12 protein-coding genes are annotated in these 15871 nt (G+C 61.9%); 9 read left to right on the top strand and 3 right to left on the bottom strand.

What is annotated here, in order from left to right; translation table 11 throughout:
- The first annotated feature begins 61 nt into the window (after positions 1-61).
- The 8 genes from RIN49_RS17730 (at position 62) to RIN49_RS17695 (ending at position 10808) form a co-directional block, all read left to right on the top strand.
- Entirely contained in the window at positions 62-919 is an 858-nt protein-coding gene (locus tag RIN49_RS17730) for an ABC transporter permease (RefSeq protein ID WP_309121516.1), read from the top strand.
- 13 nt (positions 920-932) lie between these two features.
- Positions 933-1814 carry a carbohydrate ABC transporter permease gene (locus RIN49_RS17725; RefSeq protein ID WP_309121489.1) on the top strand — a complete coding sequence of 294 codons (882 nt, stop codon included), beginning with the start codon at positions 933-935 and terminating at the stop codon, positions 1812-1814.
- 61 nt (positions 1815-1875) lie between these two features.
- Complete coding sequence (locus RIN49_RS17720) at positions 1876-3513, top strand: extracellular solute-binding protein (protein WP_309121488.1); 1638 nt, start codon at positions 1876-1878, stop codon at positions 3511-3513.
- Between the two features lie 107 nt (positions 3514-3620).
- Positions 3621-5999 (top strand): DUF4091 domain-containing protein, encoded by a 2379-nt coding sequence (locus RIN49_RS17715; protein WP_309121487.1) that lies wholly within the window; start codon positions 3621-3623, stop codon positions 5997-5999.
- A 136-nt stretch (positions 6000-6135) separates the two neighbouring features.
- Positions 6136-6849: an MBL fold metallo-hydrolase gene (locus RIN49_RS17710; protein WP_309121486.1), complete on the top strand. Its 714-nt coding sequence runs from the start codon at positions 6136-6138 to the stop codon at positions 6847-6849.
- A 165-nt stretch (positions 6850-7014) separates the two neighbouring features.
- Entirely contained in the window at positions 7015-7893 is an 879-nt protein-coding gene (locus RIN49_RS17705; protein ID WP_309121485.1) for an AraC family transcriptional regulator, read from the top strand.
- Positions 7894-7965: 72 nt separating this feature from the next.
- Positions 7966-9354 (top strand): ADP-ribosylglycohydrolase family protein, encoded by a 1389-nt coding sequence (locus RIN49_RS17700; RefSeq protein ID WP_309121484.1) that lies wholly within the window; start codon positions 7966-7968, stop codon positions 9352-9354.
- A gap of 116 nt (positions 9355-9470) precedes the next feature.
- Complete coding sequence (locus RIN49_RS17695) at positions 9471-10808, top strand: DRTGG domain-containing protein (protein ID WP_309121483.1); 1338 nt, start codon at positions 9471-9473, stop codon at positions 10806-10808.
- 8 nt (positions 10809-10816) lie between these two features.
- Here RIN49_RS17695 and RIN49_RS17690 read toward each other — a convergent pair whose 3' ends face one another.
- From RIN49_RS17690 to RIN49_RS17680, 3 genes are all read right to left on the bottom strand, one after another.
- On the bottom strand, positions 10817-11098 hold the full coding sequence (locus RIN49_RS17690; protein ID WP_309121482.1) for a YtpI family protein: 282 nt from the start codon (positions 11096-11098) through the stop codon (positions 10817-10819).
- Positions 11099-11169: 71 nt separating this feature from the next.
- The gene (locus tag RIN49_RS17685; RefSeq protein ID WP_309121481.1) at positions 11170-11664 is read right to left on the bottom strand and encodes a sporulation membrane protein YtrI; all 495 of its coding nucleotides are present in this window, start codon (positions 11662-11664) and stop codon (positions 11170-11172) included.
- Positions 11665-11670: 6 nt separating this feature from the next.
- Positions 11671-12006: a YtrH family sporulation protein gene (locus tag RIN49_RS17680; protein ID WP_138195402.1), complete on the bottom strand. Its 336-nt coding sequence runs from the start codon at positions 12004-12006 to the stop codon at positions 11671-11673.
- Positions 12007-12190: 184 nt separating this feature from the next.
- Here RIN49_RS17680 and RIN49_RS17675 point away from each other — a divergent pair, with 184 nt between their 5' ends.
- Positions 12191-15820 (top strand): DNA polymerase III subunit alpha, encoded by a 3630-nt coding sequence (locus tag RIN49_RS17675; protein ID WP_309121480.1) that lies wholly within the window; start codon positions 12191-12193, stop codon positions 15818-15820.
- The last annotated feature ends 51 nt before the right edge of the window (positions 15821-15871 follow it).

Below are 15871 nucleotides of genomic sequence, written 5' to 3'. Positions count from 1 at the left end.
CGATCAATTGAAACTAGCGGTATTCCGCAGGTCGCTGCGGAAAAATTGGGATTTATACGTCATGATCGCTCCGGTGATCGCGTATTTCGTCGTTTTCGACTACGTCCCGATGTACGGGGTTCAGATCGCGTTCAAGCACTTCGTCGCCGCCAAGGGCATCTGGGGAAGCGCTTGGACGGGCTTCGATCATTTCGTGCGGTTCTTCGACAGCTACTACTTCTGGAGATTGATCAAGAACACGATCGGCATCAACTTATACGAGCTGGCCGTCGGATTTCCGGTTCCGCTCCTCCTTGCGCTATTGATCAACGAAGTCCGAAGCACGTTCTTCAAGCGGCTCGTCCAAACCGTCACCTACGCGCCGCACTTCCTGTCGACCGTCGTGATGGTGGGCTTGGTCTTCATTTTCTTGAATCCGCAATACGGCGTCGTCAACCACGTCATTCGCGCGTTCGGCGGCGAAACGATCTCCTTCTTAACGGAGCCCGAGTGGTTCAAGACGATCTTCGTCTTCTCCGGCGTCTGGCAAGGGATGGGCTGGAGCTCGATCATCTACCTCGCGGCGCTCGCGGGCATCGACCCGACGCTGCACGAGGCGGCGAGGGTCGACGGCGCCAGCCGGCTGCGGCGCATCTGGCACATCAATCTGCCGGGCATTCTGCCCACCGTCGTCATCCTGCTCATCTTGAACGTGGGCAGCATTATGGGGATCGGCTTCGAGAAAATCTACTTGATGCAAAATTCTCTGAACTTGGAAAGCTCCGACGTCATCTCCACCTATGTATACCAGCGCGGCATCATCGGAGCGGAGTACAGCTTCTCCGCGGCCGTCGGCCTGTTCAATTCCGTCATCAACTGCATTCTGCTCGTCCTCGTGAATCAGGCGGCGCGCAAAGTGAACGAAACGAGTCTTTGGTAAGGAGGGGACGCCGATGCGCGACACGTTATCCGACCGAATCGTAGGGATTTTCATTTATGCCGTCTTGTCCGTCATTCTCCTGATCGTCTTATATCCGCTCGTCTTCGTCGCCAGCGCCTCGATCAGCAACCCGCTTGCGGTGCTGCGCGGGGAGATGTGGCTGTTCCCGAAGGAGCTGTCGTTCGTCGGGTACGAACGCATCTTCGCCAATCGGGAGATTTTGACCGGGTACGGCAATACGATACTCTACACGGCGCTGGGCACCTCGCTCAACTTGGTCATGACCGTCTTGGCGTCCTACCCGCTGTCCCGCAAGGATTTCACGGGGCGCCACGCGATTACCGCCTTCATCGTCTTTACGATGTTTTTCAGCGGAGGCTTGATCCCTACGTATTTGCTCGTTAAGAATCTCGGACTCGTCAACACGATGTGGGCGCTGATCGTCCCGGGAGCCGTCTCGGTCTGGAACATCATCATTATGCGGACCTTCTTCCAGACCAGCATTCCGAACGAAATTCAGGAATCCGCGTCGATCGACGGCTGCTCCAACTTCCAGACGCTCTGGCGAATCGTGCTTCCGCTGTCGATGCCGATTATCGCGGTCATGATATTGTTTTACGGCGTCGGTCACTGGAATTCTTACTTCAACGCGTTGATCTATCTGAACGATCGCGAGCTGTATCCGCTGCAGCTGTTCCTGAGGGAAATCTTGATCAAGTCCGAGGTCGATCAGATGGCCGGCAGCATGAACGCGTCGACCCAGACGTATCTGATGGAGGCGGAAGCGATCAAATACGCGATCGTACTCGTGGCGAACGTACCGGTGCTTCTGCTGTACCCGTTCCTGCAGAAATATTTCGTGAAAGGCATGATGATCGGCGCTCTCAAGGGCTAATCCTAGGCAAGCCTTTGTTCGCACATAGCATGTTCAATTCAGGTCAGGGAGGTAAGGAAAGATGAATACGAAACGTTGGACTCGCGCCATGTTCGCGAGCGTGATGACGGCAAGCTTGCTCGCGGCATGCTCGAACGACGCGGGGACGCCGCCGCCGGGAGAAGCCGCGCCGTCCGGCGAGCAAGCGACCGAAGGGCAAGCGACCGAAGGGCAAGGCGCCTCCGCCGTCAGCGAAAGCGGGTTCCCGATCGTTAAGGAGCCTATCAAGCTGACGTTCTTCGCCGGGAAGGCGGCGTCCGCGCCGGCGGATTGGAACGCGCTGCCCGTCTGGCAGGAGTACGCGAAGATGACGAACGTCGAAGTGGATTTCCAGTTGACGCCGGCGGAGAGTTTGGCGGAGAAGCGGAACCTGGTGCTGGCGGGCGGCGATTATCCGGACGCCTTCCACACGGCCCGATTGTCGACGGCGGACCTGATGAACTATGGGCAGCAAGGCATCTTTATTCCGCTGAACGACTACATCGACAAGTACGCCCCGAACTTCAAGAAGCTGCTGGAGCAATACCCGGAGGTGAAGCGCGGGCTGACGATGCCGGACGGCAACATCTACGGCTTCCCGACGTTCTACGATCCTGACTTCACCTCCGTGCTGATCGGCTCGAAGCTATGGTACAACCAAGCGTTCCTCGACGCGCTCGACCTGAAGGAGCCGGAGACGACCGATGAATTTTATCAATACTTGAAGGCCGTCAAGTCGACGGATATCAACGGCAACGGCCAAGCCGACGAAATTCCGTACGCGGCGAGCGGGTACGGCTCCTTGCTCGACGAATTGAAAGGTGCCTGGGGGCTCGGCAACCGCGGGAACGTCCACAACCGCGTCGATATCGACCCGCAGACGAACGCGCTGCGGTACATTCCGAAGGATCCGCGGTACAAGGAACTGTTGGAATATATGCACAACTTATATGCGGAAGGGCTGCTGGTCGAAAATTTGCTGACGATCAAAGGTCCGGAGGTCAACGCCCTGATGGACGAGGGGCTCGTCGGTTCGTCCGTTACCAACAGCCCGCATGCGATCGGCGGCGTGACGATCGAGCACTTCGTCGGCGCTCCCGCCTTGAGCGGGCCGCACGGCGACCGCATCTTCTCGCGGGCGCGCTCGCCGCTCATCGACCCGGGCGCCTTCGTCATTACGGATAAGAACGAGCATCCCGAAGCGACGGTGCGGTGGATCGATTATTTCTACAGCGAGGAGGGCAGCAAGCTGTTCTTCATGGGCATCAAGGATTTGAGCTATACCGAACAGCCTGACGGGACGCTGGAGTATACCGAGGAATACTTGAAGGACTCCTCCAAGTTCGTGTCGTGGGCCGGCGGATGGTATCCGGCGATGCTGACCGCCAAGACGTTCAAGGGCGGAGAAGCTTCGCCGGAGAGCATGGCCGCGGCCGAGAAAGTGAAGCCGTACTGGCCGGAAGAGGTATGGCCGCAATTCTTGTATACGGCGGAAGAGCTGACGCGGTTCACCCCGTTGCACACGGACATCGACAAGTACGTCAGCGAGAGCACGGACAAGTTCATTACCGGCGATCTGCCGTTCAGCGAATGGGACAACTACGTCGCTACGATCGAGCGCATGGGCTTGAAGGATTACTTAGAGCTTTATACGGCGGCCTACGAGCGCTACAAGCAATAATTCATACGCTGCTTCAGCATCTAAGAACGACTCCCCGGATCCCGACCTGTGGTACGGGGAGTTCGTTTTTGGATCCCGAGTTTTTATCATGCGAGGAGGATGACATGATGAACCGTTACGCACTGCGAGCCGCCGCTCCGGCGCTCCTGCTGCTGCTTGCGCTCTTGACGCTGTCCGGCTTTTCCGAAGGGGATACCCCCCAGTTCAAGGTATGGGCGCCCACGAATACGGAGAAGGTGATGCGAGATCAGCCGTTCCCCGGAGGCGAGGCTGCCGCGGTCCTTACGCTCGAGGCCGCTCGCAACGAATACGAGAGCGGACAAGTGATCGTCAAGGCGGGGACGGACGGTCTGCGCAAGCTGCAGGTGTCCATCGGCGATTTGAAGCGGACGGACGGCCCGGAGAAAATCGGCGCGGAGCATATCGAGCTGTTCCGGCAGCATTATATCGAGGTGAAGACGTCGACGACCGCGGCGTATCCGAAGGGGTGGTATCCGGACGCGCTCATCCCGCTTGACGGGATGCTGACCGTGGAGGCGGGGCGAAACCAGGGCATTTGGGTGAAGGTGTACGTACCCAAGGGCCAGCCGGCGGGGGTCTATACCGGGGAGCTGCTCCTGCATGAAACGGAGGCGCCCGTCCGCGTTCCCGTGGAGCTGACGGTGTGGGATTTCGAGCTGACCGACGAGAGCCATGCCAAGACGAACTTCGGCGTATGGGGCGGTCCGATTCAAGAAGCTCATGGGAACGTTCAGGGAGAAGAGGCTTGGAGGTATATCGAAAAGTATTATTGGGCATCCGTCGAGCATCGGCTGACGCCCGGCTACCTGCCGATCCCCGACGCGGACATCGAATATTACGCGACGCATGCGCCTAAGTATATTAACGATTCACGGGTTTCCGCGTATCGGCTGCCGTATTACCGCACGGCGGACGGCGAGCCGGACACGGCCAAGATCAAGGCGGTCGTCGATCGCTTGCGGGCGGAAGGCTTGCTCGAGAAGGCGTACTTCTACGTCGGCGAAATCGACGAGCCGACCGCCGCGAAGTACGGCCGCGTGCGTCACATTACCGCCGCGCTGGAGCAAGCCGCGCCGGACGTGCCGCATCTCGTGACGATCCAGCCGGTCGACGAGCTGGTCGGGGATCTGGACATCTGGGTGCCGTCCATCGACAAGTTCGACCCCGATTTCGCGAAGGAGCGTCAGGCGGCCGGGGATCGCGTATGGTGGTACACGTACGTGAAGCCGACGCATCCGTTCCCGTCGTACCATCTGGACGACGACTTGGTCGGCACGCGCCTGCTGGCTTGGATGCAGCACGACTACGGCGTGGAGGGTACGCTGTATTGGGCGACGACGCAGTTCCAGAAGTATGCTTCCGTGAACGGGACGTATCAGTACGTGAGCCGCGACGTGTGGACGGATCCGCTGGCGTTCCCCGGGGCGAACGGCGACGGATACTTGTTCTACCCGGGCACCGAGGTCGGCGTCGACGGTCCGATCGGCACGATCCGGCTCGAGGCGCTGCGCGAGAGCATGGAGGATTACGAATACCTCTGGCTGTATGAACAGCGCCTGCGCGAGACGGGCGAACGGCTCGGCCTCGACGAAGCGTTCCCGTATCGAGACGCGATTCGGCCGTTCTACGACCGCTTGTACGACGATATTAAAGCGTACGAGGAGGACAATCCGGCGCTCGTGGGCGAGGTTCGGTCGGCGCTGGCGCGAGAGATCGTCGCCGAACCGCTCGAGCTGCCCGCGATCGCGGCGGTCCGAACCCCCGCCGACGGCAGCCGGGAGGTGACCGTCTACGTCGAGCCGGGCGCGAGCGCGACGTTGAACGGCTCGCCGCTCGCCCTTGCGGCGCAGGGGGCCGGGCACGACAAGTTTACGGCGACGCTGGCGCTGTCTCCCGGGGCGCACGAGATCCGCATCGTCGTGACGAAGGACGGGCGCGTCCGCGAGATCGTACGCACGCTTGCCGTGTACGAAACCGCCGCGCCGCATGCGATCGCGTTGAACGAAGCGGAGACGGCGGAGGACGTCGGCCGATTCGCGACGTCGACGGTAAGAGTCAGCGCGTCGAACGAGTACGCGACGCAAGGCGACGCTTCGATGAAAGCGGAGTTCCGGGCGAACGTGAATTTCCCGAACCTTCGTTTGTGGCATGCGGGCACGGGCTTCCGCAGCGCGGACTGGTCGGCTTTCGAGACGGTGGAATTCGACGTATACAATCCTGGCGAGACGGTGCAATTTTATGTAAAGTTCAGTCAAATTGACGGGAAGTCCGACGACTCGTTCATGCAGTACGTGCGCGCCGGAAGCGCGGAGACGATCCGCATTCCGCTGCGTCAAGTCGGTTTGGATTTGACCCGGATGCGCGGCATCGAGCTGTGGATGTGGAGGCAGGGCGCGCCGGTAACGCTGTATTTCGATCATTTCCGCTTTACCTCCGCCGAGCCCGCGGAGCCGATGACCCCATAATCTATATCCGACACGAAGGAAAGGACGATCGTATATGAAGTTGACCTTCCTTGGAACCGGGGCTGCCGAAGGCGTCCCCTCCCCGTTCTGCGATTGCGAAACTTGCGCGTACGCTCGCGCGCGCGGAGGCAGGAACGTGCGAAGACGGCAAAGCGCGCTGGTCAACGACGATTTGCTGATCGATATGGGGCCGGATCTGTTCGCTTCCTGCGCGGCGCTCGGACTGTCCCTTACGAAAGTTCCTTACGCGCTCGTCACGCACAGCCACATGGACCATTTCGATCCCGGGAACCTGCTTCTGCGGGGCAAGGCGTTCCGTCTCGCGACCGAGCTGCCCGAGCTGACGATGCTCGCCGGGCCGTCGGTCTGGACGAAGTGGGACGCCGGCGGCAGCGACCGCGCCGCGGAAATCCGTCGCGTGCCGATCTTGCCCGGCCGCACCGTGGAACTAGGGCCGTACACGGTCCGCGCGATCGAGGCGATGCATCATCTGAAGGTCGGCGACGCGATGAACTATATCGTCAGCGACGGCGCTTCCTCGCTGCTGTACGCGTCCGACAGCGGCTACTACGCCGATGCGGCGTGGGAAGAGCTCAAGGGACGCGCGTTGGACGCCGTCGTCCTGGAAGGTACGATCTGGCGGCATCCGGCGGGCAAGGAGCATCTGAACGAAGGAGATTTCCGCAGGATGTTGGAGAAGCTGCGGAGCATCGGCGCCGTCACCGAGCGGACGCGCGTCGTCGCGACCCACTTCTCGCATCAAGGCGCTTATCCGCATGACGAGCTCGAAGGCAAGGTCGCGGCGCTCGGCGCGTTGTGCGCGTACGACGGTCTCGTCGTCGAATGGTAATGGAGCGGCCGAATCGGGGGAACCGGTTCGGCCGCTTTTCGTAGGTGATCGTCGATATATCAGAAATGTAGTAGCGTGGCGGGAGGCCCCGTGCTACACTCACGGCAAGAGGCCCAAGCCGCCGTCGGGAGCGCCGGGCGAATCGAAACGGAAGGGCGTGGAGCGATGCGCCTCAAGATCACCTACGAGCATCCGGAAGTGCCGGTGAACGCCTTCTTGTGGACGCCGAAGGCGAGGCTCGAGCCGCTGCACGTGCATACGAGCCTCGAGATCGGGCTTTGCGTGTCCGGGGGAGGCTGGTTTTATTTCGGCGAGAAGCGGTATCGCGCCGAACCCGGCGATATCTTCGTCGTGAACAATCAAGAGCTGCATATCGCGCAATCGGACGAAGCGGAGCCGAGCACATACATTTTCCTGAATTTCGACCCGAATTATTTGCTGGCGGAGGACGTGAAGCTGCTGCTTCCGTTCGCGTACTCCCCCGACCGGTTTCGAAATCGTATCCCCGGCGACGACCCTCTGGCGGGACGGCTCGCTCCGCTCATCCGCACCGTATGGGAGGAGCTTCGGGATCGGCGGGAGGGCTATGGGAGCATGGTCAAGAGCGCGCTGCTCCAGCTGTCCGTGCTGCTGCTGCGCCGCGAATCGGAGCCCGTCGCCCAGGCGCAATGGCGGCAGCTCGTCCGAGACTTCGCCAAGATTCGGCCGGTGCTCTCGTTCCTGGAGGAACGGTTCCGGGATCCGCTCGACTTAAGGAGCGTCGCCGAACGGCTCGAGCTCGGCGTAAGCGCCTCGAGGCTGAGCCATGCGTTCAAGGACGCGACGGGGAAGACGTTCAAGGACTACTTGCAGCAGCTGCGATTGAACGAAGCGAAGCGGCTGCTAATGACGACGGAGCAGGATGTGCTCGACGTCTGCTTCGCGAGCGGCTTCCAAAGTGCGGCGACGTTCTATCGCGCGTTCCAAGCCGAAGCCGGCATGCCGCCTTCCGTCTATCGGGAGCGGCATCGGGTTTCCGCAATTTTTGAGAATCCGGCGCCGTGATTTGGGAAGATTCCGCCCGTTCCTCCCCCTATACTGAAGATAAATTCCGAATGGGACGAAGGAGTGTGGAGCATGGCGCGGGTTCCGATGTTGGCGGCGCTCTTGAAGGACGAGTTGATCCAGCGGCGAGAGGAAGGCTGCGACGTGGATGGCTACGCGGAGCGCATCGAAGCGGCCGGGGAAGACGACCGGGCGTTAATGGACGTCTACGAAGCGCTGATGGCGCTGCCGATCGCGGAAGGGTTCGGTTTCCGCGAGCCGAACGATTTGGACGCGATCCGCGCCGAGCGGCCGGACGGCCCTCGCCTGCTGCCCCGGTCGTTGACCGAGGCGCAATGGCGCGATAAGTTTCTGGGCGCGTGGCTCGGGCGCTGCGCGGGCTGCGCCCTCGGCAAGCCGCTCGAGCGGGGGCCGTTCATGGGCGGCAGCGGCGGTCGGCCGGGGTGGGAAAACATCCGCCTCTGGTTCGAGGGCGCGGACGCTTGGCCGATCCGGGGTTACGCGCCGAGCGACTCCGGCGCGAGGGAGCGGTACGGTATAGAGGTGAATCAGGACAGCAAGAGCTTACGGGAAGTCATCCGGTTCATGGAGTCGGACGACGACCTCCGGTACACGGTGCTTGGATTATTGCTGTTGGAGCGCAAGGGATTGTCGTTCGGTCCGCGGGACATCGGCGAGCTGTGGCTGGAGATGCTCCCGCTCGGGCAAGTGTATACGGCGGAGACGCAGGCGTATTATAATTTCGCTTCGATCTGGTATCGCGAGTCACGGGAGACGGCCTATTGGGAGGAGAAGCGGGAGTGGGTGCGCACGCACTTGAACCCGTACCGGGAATGGATCGGCGCGCAAATTCGCGCCGACGGGTTCGCCTACGGCGCCGCCGGCCACCCGGAGCTGGCCGCGGAGCTCGCGTGGCGCGACGCCTCGTTCTCGCACGTGAAGAACGGCATCTACGGCGAGATGTTCGCCGCCGCGATGATCGCGGCCGCCTTCGTCGAGCCGGATATGGAGAGAGTCGTCGAGATCGGCCTCAGCGAAATTCCGCGCGACAGCCGGCTGGCGCGCGACGTCCTGCAGGCGGTCGACATCGCCCGCTCGTCCGCGACGCAGCTCGAGCTCGTCGAACGGATATGGGACGCGTTCAATCACTACCATCCCGTGCATACGAACAACAACGCGGCGCTGGTCGCGGCATCGCTCGTGTTCGCCAAGGGGGACTTCGAGACGGCGATCGCGACCGCGGTGCTGGGCGGCTGGGATACGGATTGCAACGGCGCCACGGTCGGCTCGATCATGGGCGCCTCGCTCGGCGCCGGCCGGCTGCCGAGCGGGTGGATCGAGCCGCTGAACGATACGTTGTACTCCGAGGTGAAAGGCTTCCACCCGATCGCGATCTCGGCGTGCGCCGACCGCAGCTTCGCCGTGTTCCGCGCGCTGAATCCGAGCGCTGCCATCCTGTAAACGAGGCCCGGGGCCGCGTCTTGCGACGCGCTCTCAGGCTTCTTCTTGTCCGGGGGCTTCCGCAAGCGCTATAATACAGAGTAATACAGATCGCGGAAGTCGAGGTGCAACAGTCCATGGAATTGACGCCGCAAGAAACGGTTACGAAGCATGAACAGATATTACGATATATCGGGGCGCTCGCCGTAGGCAGCAAAATCTCGGTCCGAAAAATCGCGAAGGACGTCGGCGTCAGCGAGGGCACCGCCTACCGGGCGATCAAGGACGCCGAAGCGTCGGGCCTCGTCGCGACGAAGGAGCGGATCGGCACCGTCCGGATCGAGCCGAAGGCGCGCAACAACATCGACAAGCTGACGTTCGCGGAGGTCGTGAACATCGTGGACGGCGCGGTGCTCGGCGGGGCGGAGGGGCTCGACAAGACGCTCGGCAAGTTCGTCATCGGCGCCATGCAGCTCGAAGCGATGGTGAAATACATCGACGCGGGCAGCCTGTTAATCGTCGGCAACCGGGAGCGGGCGCATGCGACGGCGCTCGAGCTCGGCGCGGGCGTGCTCATCACCGGCGGCTTCGGCGCGAGCCCGGCGGTGCGCAAGCAAGCGGACGAGCTTGCGCTGCCGATCATCTCAAGCTCGTACGACACGTTCACGGTCGCGTCGCTCATCAACCGGGCGATTTACGATCGCCTCATTAAGAAGAAGATTTTGCTCGTCGAGGACATTATGACGCCGAGCAGCGAGACCGACATGCTGAAAGGCCACATGACCGTGTCGGATTGGAACGCCACCGTGGAGCGGACCGGTCATAGCCGATTCCCCGTCGTCGACGATTATCATCGCTTGATCGGCATGGTCACGTCGAAAGACGTCGTCGGAGCGTCCCCGGGGGAGCGGATCGACAAAGTCATGACCAAAAATCCGATCACGGTCGGCGCGCGCACGTCGGTGGCGTCGGCCGCGCACATGATGGTATGGGAAGGCATCGAGCAGCTGCCGGTGACGGACAGCGCACGCAAGCTGCTAGGCATCATCTCGAGGCAGGACGTGCTGAAGGGGATGCAGTTCATTCAGAAGCAGCCGCAAATCGGCGAGACGATCGAGGATTTAATTCTGGCGTCGTTCGAGGAGGAGCGGGAAGCGGACGGCAGGATCGCCTTCCGGGGGACGATTACGCCGCAGATGACGTCGTCGTTCGGCACGGTGTCCGAAGGAGTGTTAACGACGCTCATGTCGCAGGCGTCGTTCCGCGCGATCAAGTTGGTGAAGAAGGGCGACCTCGTGCTCGACAGCATGTCGACGTTCTTCCTGAAGCCGCTTCAGATCGACAACGAGATCGTCATTCGTCCGCAGCTGATCGAGCTAAGCCGCAAGTTCGGCAAGGTCGACGTCGAGGTGCACCACGGCGCGTCGCTCGTCGCGAAGGCGATTCTGACGGCGCAATTGATCGACCAGATGTAGTCGCGAGTCTAACGCATCCGGGAGAATCGGCCGTAGTTGCGGAAGCCCGCGAACAGGTTGAACAGGCCGATGAGAAGGAACATCGCGCCGACGATAATGCGAACCGTGTCCGGCTCGAACAGGACGACTTGGACGAGCGAAGCGAGGATGAGCAGCGCGCCCATCGATAAGTTCATGAGCGCCGCGTTCAAGCCGCGGGACTTCGGATCGGTCGATCGGCGGGAGCGGAAGCTGAACACGACGGACAGCACGCAAGCGGCGGCGATCGCCGCGTAGAATACGAATAACATTTGACGAAAAACACCTGACTTTCCGGGAAAATAGGGTCGCGAGACCACTGTACCCTTTTTCCCCGGCAAAATCAATTGCTCCGGTCCGGCACGAACGACTCCGCCCGCACGTACACGACGTACTCGGAACCGATGACGGACAGAACCGTAATGTGGATTCGGTAGTCCGTTCCATTGACGTTGTAGTATACCTTACCGTCGATCAGCCCGCGGTAGATGTCGTACATGTCCGGCTGCACCTGCTTGCCGACGATCTTGAGCAGATCGGCGGCGATGCGGCTCTCGAGCTCGCCGAGCGTCGCCTTCCCGAGGTCCTTCTGCTCGGCATCCCACCGGACGGCGGTGCGATCGATGACGTTCCGGCGGTTTTTCCCCTTTTCGAAAGCGGCGACCTGATCGGCGAGCACCCGGTTCGACGCCGAGAGGTCTTGAATGTCGTACTGCAGCTCCTGCACGGTGCGGGTGGATATGGCCGTCATGACCGCGCAGCCGATAACGACGCCGCCGAGGAAGAGGCCGAGGCCCTGCATGAACGAAGGGGAACGCTGCAAATCCGGTACGCGCATGCCCGGCTACCTCGGCGCGACGATCCAGCGAATGAGCTCGGTGCCGGAATGGGCGCCGAGGAACGCGCACAGGATCAACAAAATTTGCTTCGCCGCCGGGGAGAAGTAGCCCGCGGACACCGAATGCTCGATGAATCGGATCGGATCGATCGAACCGCCGATGGCGACGACGACCGCCCAAATTTTTAAGTTCTCGGATAGCTGGCGCATCGTCTCCGCCGGTCCGGGGGGCTGCATCGTGACGATGGAGCTCATGCCGGCGAGCAGCGACGCACCGAACACGACCCCGAACGCCACAAAGAAATCTTGAATCGCCTTCGACAAAAATTCGGATACCGCCATCGGGTCCGACCTCCCTTTTTTCGCATCTCTTTTATATGTATGGGACAAGACGCGCGCGATATGATACAATATTTTCGACGATCAGAACGTATATTCCCATAAAAATAACGCCTGAGTCGTCTTCGGCAAACGGAGAATCGTCCGGAGCGGACGATGAAGCCGTTGATCCTGAGGTGATGCGAATATGAGTTCCACGAATGCTTTCGTGCATTTGCACGTTCATAGCGAATACAGCTTGCTCGACGGCGCCGCCCGGATCTCCGATCTGGCGAAGCGGGCCGCCGACTTCGGCATGCCCGCGTTGGCGCTTACGGATCACGGCGTCATGTACGGGGCGGTGCCGTTCTACAAGGCGTGCCGGGAAGCGGGCGTCAAGCCGATTCTCGGCTGCGAGTTTTACGTGGCGGCGGTGTCCATGCGCGACAAGAGCGCGCGGGAGGACAATCCGACGTACCACCTAACCGTTCTCGCGAAGAACCTGGAGGGGTACCGCAATTTGCTCCGGCTCTGTTCGGCCGGGCATCTGGAAGGCTTCCACTATCGTCCGCGGATCGACTTCGCGCTGCTGTCGAAGCATGCGGAGGGCTTGATCGTGCTGAGCGGCTGTCTGAAGGGGGAGGTGGCGCAGAAGCTGCTGGCCGGCAAAGTCGACGAGGCGATGGCGATCGCGGAACGCTACAAGTCGGTTTTCGGCGACGATTATTTCATTGAACTGCAGGATCACGGACTGCTGGAGCAGCGGAAATTGCTGTCGCAGCTTGTCGATATTTCCCGGGAAAAGCAGATCCCGCTCGTCGCGACGAACGACGTCCACTATGCCGTTCGCGAAGACGCGGCCGTGCAGGACGTGCTCATGTGTATCGGCATGGGCAAGACGGTGGACGATCCGCAGCGGTTCAAGTATACGACGGATCAGCTGTATTTGAAGAGCGCGGACGAGATGTCGGCGCTGTTCGCGTACGCGCCGGAGGCGGTCGCCAACGCGGCCGCGATCGCGGAGCGATGCAACGTGGAGCTCGAGCTCGGGCGCACCGCCCTGCCGGCGTTCGCCCCGCTCCCCGACGGCATGGACGGCCCGGAATATTTGAAGTCGTTATGCGTGGAAGGGATTCGGCGCCGGTACGCGGACCGATGGGAAGACGAGGCGTTCAAGGACGTCCTTCGACGGCGTCTTCGATTCGAGCTCGACACGATTCAGCGGATGGGGTATTCGGATTATTTCCTCATCACATGGGATTTCATCCGGTACGCGCATGAGCGCGGCATCATGACGGGACCGGGGCGGGGGTCGTCGGCAGGCAGCCTCGTCGCGTACGCGCTCGGCATTACGGACGTCGATCCGATCAAATACGGCTTGCTGTTCGAGCGGTTCCTCAACCCCGCGCGCGTGACGATGCCCGATATCGATATCGACTTCAACGACGAGCGGCGGGACGAGGTCATCGATTACGTCGTTCGGAAGTACGGCCCCGACCGCGTGGCGCAGATCATTACCTTCGGAACGATGGCGGCGCGGGCCGCGGTACGGGACGTCGGTCGGGCCATGAACGTGCCGTTCGGCGACGTCGACCGGGTGGCGAAGCTCATCCCGAACCATCTCGGCATGACGATCGCGGAAGCGCTGCGGCTCGTTCCGGAGCTGAAGGAGTGGAGCGAGCGAGACGCTCGCGTCGGCGCGTTGGTCGGCATGGCGCTCAAGGTGGAGGGCTTCCCCCGGCACGCGTCGACGCACGCCGCCGGCGTCGTCATCTCGCGGGAGCCGCTCACGGACGTGGTCGCGCTGCAGGAGGGCACGTTGCAAGCGGCGCTGACGCAATATTCGATGGAGCATCTCGAAGCGCTCGGCTTGCTTAAGATGGACTTCCTCGGGCTCCGCACGTTGTCCATCATCGAGCGGACGCTCGGGTGGTTGCGGGAGTCCCGCGGCGTCGTCGTCGATTGGCGCGAGGTGTCGGACAAGGACGCTTTAACGTATGAAGCGCTTGGACGCGGCGAGACGACCGGTATGTTCCAGCTCGAGTCTACGGGGATGCGCCGGGTGCTTCGCGAGTTGAAGCCGACGCACTTCGAAGACATCATCTCCGTCTTGGCGTTGTATCGCCCGGGCCCGATGGAGTTCATTCCGAAATATATCGCCGGCAAGCACGGCAAGGTGCAGGTCGAATACCCGCATCCTTCGCTGGAGCCGATGCTTCGGGACACGTACGGCATTATCGTCTATCAGGAGCAGATCATGCAGATCGCTTCGACGATGGCGGGCTTTACGCTCGGCGAGGCGGATTTGCTGCGGCGCGCGGTGTCGAAGAAGAAGCGCGAGGTGCTCGACGAGCAGCGCGCGGCGTTCGTGGCGGGCAGCCTGCGACTCGGCTATACCGAAGCGGACGCGAACGCGGTGTACGACATGATCGTGCGCTTCGCCGATTACGGCTTCCCGCGCGCGCACGCCACGGCGTATGCGGTGCTGGCGTTCCAAACCGCCTATTTGAAGGCGCATTACCCGGTGGAGTTTATGGCGTCGATGCTGACGGCGAACATGGGCAATCACCGGAAGGTAGCCGAATACGTGGACGAATGTCGGCGCATGGGCATCCCGGTGCTGGCGCCGGACGTGAACGAGAGCGGCGTGCTGTTTACGCCGACGTCGGGGGGCGCGATCCGGTTCGGACTCGCCGCGGTCAAGAACGTCGGCACGCAGGCGATCGAGTCGATTCTGACGGCCCGGGAATCGGGCGGTCCGTTCCGCGACTTCGTCGATCTGTGCCGTCGCGTCGATCTGCGGGTGTGCAACAAGCGGGTGCTCGAGTCGCTCGTGTCGGCCGGCGCCTGCGACGAGCTGCCCGGCCATCGGGCCCAGCTGCTCGCGGTGCTGGACGAGGCCGTCGAAGCGGCGTCGAAGTGGAAGAAGGAACGCGAGGACTTGCAAATTCAGCTGTTCGGCTTGTCGGAGAGCACGAACTGGACGATCGAGATGCCGGACATCCGGCCGATGCCGCGGATGGAGATGCTCGAGCAGGAGCGGGAGCTGTTGGGGTTGTACGTCACCGGACATCCGTTGGATCAGTACGCCGACTGGTACGACGCGTACGACATGGTGCCGATCCACCGGCTGCAGGAGCTGGAAGAAGGGACGGAGGTCGTCGTCTTCGGCATGATCTTGTCCGTGAAGCAGATCGTGACGCGCAAGGGTCAACAGATGGCGTTCCTCGAGGTGGAGGATCGCGTGCATAAGGTCGAGGTCGTGTTGTTCCCCGAGACGTGGAAAGCGAACCATTCTCTCGCGGGGAAGGGGATCGTCTGCGCGCTGCTCGCGAAGGTGCAGCACGGCGACGAAGACGTGAAGCTGATCGCGTCGCAGCTGTTCGCGATGGACGACGAGGCGCTGCTGGCCCGCCTGCGCAGCGGCGGCGCGGTGCGCCGGCTGCCGGCCGGCGGAGGTCGGCCACGGTACGAAGGCCGCGGCGGATCCCCGCGCGGCGGTGCAGCGGGTACGGGCGCGAGTGCCGGGACCGGTACCGGGGCTGCACGTCCGCGGGCTGCCGGCGGGGGCGCGACGAAGCCGGCGCCGCCGCCGACGCGAACGGTGGACGAGGGCACATTGTTCCTGAAGATCGCGCCCGACAAGGAGACGCCGAGCATCCTGCATCGGCTGCAGTCGCTGCTGAAGAAACACCCGGGCCGCTCGAGCGTGGCGCTGTTCTACGAACGAAGCTCTCGATTGCTGGAGCTGAACGTCGACTACCGCGTCGATGTGACGACCGTGCTGACGAAGCAGCTGGAGCGGCTGCTCGGCGAAGGCGCGGTGAAGCGGAAGTAAGCGCACATTTTTTTCATACCTTCCATCGTCGTCGCATATATTGGTATTCCC

The sequence above is a fragment of the Paenibacillus sp. genome, from assembly GCF_031177825.1.
Lineage (GTDB): Bacteria > Bacillota > Bacilli > Paenibacillales > YIM-B00363 > Paenibacillus_AE.
Note: the sequence above shows the minus strand (reverse complement) of the source record. Positions and strands in the feature narration are given on the sequence as shown.

Excerpts from the sequence above, each read along its gene's own strand:
- RIN49_RS17730 (WP_309121516.1), top strand. The coding sequence starts at position 62 with ATGATCGCTCCGGTGATCGCGTATTTCGTCGTTTTCGACTACGTCCCG.
- RIN49_RS17725 (WP_309121489.1), top strand. The coding sequence starts at position 933 with ATGCGCGACACGTTATCCGACCGAATCGTAGGGATTTTCATTTATGCC.
- RIN49_RS17720 (WP_309121488.1), top strand. The coding sequence starts at position 1,876 with ATGAATACGAAACGTTGGACTCGCGCCATGTTCGCGAGCGTGATGACG.
- RIN49_RS17715 (WP_309121487.1), top strand. The coding sequence starts at position 3,621 with ATGAACCGTTACGCACTGCGAGCCGCCGCTCCGGCGCTCCTGCTGCTG.
- RIN49_RS17705 (WP_309121485.1), top strand. The coding sequence starts at position 7,015 with ATGCGCCTCAAGATCACCTACGAGCATCCGGAAGTGCCGGTGAACGCC.
- RIN49_RS17700 (WP_309121484.1), top strand. The coding sequence starts at position 7,966 with ATGGCGCGGGTTCCGATGTTGGCGGCGCTCTTGAAGGACGAGTTGATC.
- RIN49_RS17695 (WP_309121483.1), top strand. The coding sequence starts at position 9,471 with ATGGAATTGACGCCGCAAGAAACGGTTACGAAGCATGAACAGATATTA.
- RIN49_RS17690 (WP_309121482.1), bottom strand. The coding sequence starts at position 11,098 with ATGTTATTCGTATTCTACGCGGCGATCGCCGCCGCTTGCGTGCTGTCC.
- RIN49_RS17685 (WP_309121481.1), bottom strand. The coding sequence starts at position 11,664 with ATGCGCGTACCGGATTTGCAGCGTTCCCCTTCGTTCATGCAGGGCCTC.
- RIN49_RS17680 (WP_138195402.1), bottom strand. The coding sequence starts at position 12,006 with ATGGCGGTATCCGAATTTTTGTCGAAGGCGATTCAAGATTTCTTTGTG.
- RIN49_RS17675 (WP_309121480.1), top strand. The coding sequence starts at position 12,191 with ATGAGTTCCACGAATGCTTTCGTGCATTTGCACGTTCATAGCGAATAC.